The organism is Peribacillus sp. NPDC058002 (genome assembly GCF_042886655.1).
Lineage (GTDB): Bacteria > Bacillota > Bacilli > Bacillales > DSM-1321 > Peribacillus > Peribacillus aracenensis.
This window is the reverse complement of record NZ_JBHVQU010000350.1, coordinates 1-2,956: the sequence shown is the minus strand read 5'-3', so window position 1 is coordinate 2,956 and position 2,956 is coordinate 1. Positions and strand designations below refer to the sequence as shown.

Genomic DNA, 2,956 nt, shown 5'->3' with positions numbered 1-2,956 from the left:
GGTTATGCAGGGGCATTACAACAATTAACCGGTGCGGATGTTTGGATGACACAAGTGGATGAACATGCGGGAACTACATATTGGGAAATGGATTCGCTGAATCTGCTTAAAGAAAATTATAAGGCATGTGGAATGGAAGACGAGATAGCCGTCGCCTTATCCAGTGACGAAAGTGGATTCATGCCCCAAGTAAAACCCTATCCTACCGTAAATCATCATCTAGAAGAAGGAATGAATCTGCATTTTGGCAAATATGAGTATGAAGTAATTTTCACTCCGGGGCACTCTGATGGTCTGATATCATTATATAATAAGGAAAAAAGTGTCCTTTTCTCGACAGATCATATATTGCCCAGGGTATCTCCAAATATTTCGTATTGGTTTAAAGGTCTTTGCAACCCATTGGAAGAGTTTTTTACTTCTTTGAAAAAAATACAAAAACTGGACGTTGAATATGTCATCCCTTCACATGGGAAACCGTTTCAAAATGCCAATAAAAGAATTGTTGAATTGTTGGACCACCATCAGGACAGGCTGCATGTAATTCATGAAAATATGAAAGAGCCGATTTCTGTAAAAAGTGCTTGCCATATCTTATTTGGAAATCTGCCCATTCACGAAACCAGGTTTGCAGTTGGTGAAACATTGGCTCACCTTGAATACCTTCTTTTGAATGACCAATGCATAAAGTTTATACGTGATGGCAAATGGTATTATCAATCCATTTGAAAATTGAACATTGATTCTAGCTCATGTCATATGAGCTTTTTTGCATTAAAACGCAAGTCACACTGTCTTAAATATACGTTAATGAATAAGAGTAAGCGGTTTTGTTTACTAAAAAGGAAAAAGTGTTATGATTATTTTTAGATTCTTATGAATATTGAATCGATGGAGAACGTTACTGAAGACAGGTTGGGAGTTTTGGGATGAAGAACACGTATATGAAAACAGCATCAGGAGTGTATATTAATTATTTTCTGTTAGGCATGGTCAATATCATGCTCGCATCGAATATGGCGTATTTAACGGAGCAATGGGATACAGATAGTGCCGGGGTAAGTTATATCATCGCAGCAATAGGGGTCGGGAAATTACTTACATATGCATTTACGGGATATATATCAGATAAAATCGGGCGAAAACCATTAATTATTGCTTCATCTTTGGGAATGGGTATCTTCTTGATAGGTATTCCATTATCACCAAATTATCATTTGGCTTTTATTTTTGCCATCCTTGCAGGTGTCGCTAATTCGTCAATGGATGCAGGTTCATATCCCGGTTTAACAGAGCTTTTCCCAAGAGCTTCCGGTTCTGCCAGTGTACTGGTGAAAGCATTCATGTCTGCTGGAGCATTTCTTCTCCCGTTCATGATATTATTTTTCTCGAATCATGAGATGTTTTATGGATATGCCTTTTTTATTCCTGCTGCCATTTATCTATTGAATTTGATGTTTTTATTCACCGTTTCTTTTCCAAGTACGAATATGTATAAGGAAAAACAAGTGGATGTTCGAACCGGGAGAATGAAATTCACTTCAGAACCGGTATTACGTAAAGAGGGACTTGCTCTTGTGATAATCGGTTTCACATCAACAGGATTATTTACCGTTTCACAGATATGGCTGCCAACTTATGGTCAGCAAGCTGTGGGCATGACGATGGCCAGTTCCATCAAATTACTGAGTTATTATAGTTTAGGGGCGCTTATTTCTGTATTGGTTTTATCCGTATTATTAAAAAAGATTGTACGGCCAATAACGGTTATCATGGTTTATCCGATCATAACTTTTATTTCTATCCTTACGATCCTTTTGGTTAAGGAACCGATCATCGTTTCCATCACGGCATTTTTCATCGGACTTTCCACTGCGGGGATTTTTCAATTAGCCATTACGATTATGACGGAATTGTTCTGGAGAAAAAAAGGAACAGTGACCGGGATCGTGGCAACAGCTGCAGGATTGGCTTCTATAGTCATGCCGCTTGTAACGGGGTGGATGTCGAAAAGCGGGAATATATCAATCATCTTCATATTTGATGCATTCCTATCTGTTACTGGTTTTATAGCTGCAGTTTATGTTTATTATCGCTATGGAAAGCTGATAAGTAAGGGAAAAGACCAAACAGGGGATATTCGTATACATGCCTGATACATTTTGGAGCAGCCTAAAATGGCTTCACTTATTGATAAAGTGAAAACCACCGCCCATCAAACTTGGGCGGTGGTTTTTCATTGCCTGGCACCTATTTGTCCCTTTACTTCTTTCATGATATCTTCAAGGGATGTGACAATTCCTATATCATCCTTATAACTAATGTGCTTAGGTTGAAAATGGATAGGTGAATCCAAACCAGCAGCGGCTGAAATTCGATATAATCCTTTTCTAAGGGTAACAAGAAAATTGACCACACGGTATTTCTTTTCATCGATGACAAGTGCCTTTTGCAATTCCGGATCAGTGGTTGCTACCCCGACAGGACAAGCATTGGATTGACATTTCATCGTCTGAATACATCCTATAGCAATCATGAAACCTCGTGCGATATTAACAAGGTCAGCTCCCATGGCTAGGGCAATGGCGATTCTATCTGGCGTGAACAATTTACCGGAGGCGATGATTTTAACCCGATCTCGGACGCCGTATTTTTCCAATGTCGATACTAAAATCGGCAATGCGGATTTTAGCGGCAACCCTACGCTATCGATCAATTCCTGATAAGAAGCACCCGTGCCGCCTTCACCGCCATCCAATGTAATGAAGTCGGGACCTTGCCCGGTTTCTTTCATATAGCTAGCAAGCTCTTCGACACTGTCATTGCCGCCGATGACCATTTTGATGCCGACCGGAATGCCTGTATGTTCCCTGATTCTTTCAATAAAATCGCACATGGATTTTACGTCATTGAATTGATGAAACCGGTTTGGACTATCGATCGCTTTGTATGGTAC

General features: G+C 39.7%; 3 protein-coding genes. 2 read left to right on the top strand and 1 reads right to left on the bottom strand.

What is annotated here, in order from left to right:
- Positions 1 to 729, top strand: a 729-nt coding sequence (locus ACFVSH_RS24845) for an MBL fold metallo-hydrolase (protein WP_387708415.1), incomplete at its 5' end; no start/stop codon positions are given.
- Between the two features lie 200 nt (positions 730 to 929).
- Entirely contained in the window at positions 930 to 2,156 is a 1,227-nt protein-coding gene (locus ACFVSH_RS24840) for an MFS transporter (protein WP_387708413.1), read from the top strand.
- An 80-nt stretch (positions 2,157 to 2,236) separates the two neighbouring features.
- Here the strand turns inward: ACFVSH_RS24840 and ACFVSH_RS24835 are convergent.
- A partial coding sequence (locus tag ACFVSH_RS24835; RefSeq protein ID WP_387708411.1) for a glutamate synthase-related protein occupies positions 2,237 to 2,956 on the bottom strand: 720 nt, incomplete at its 5' end.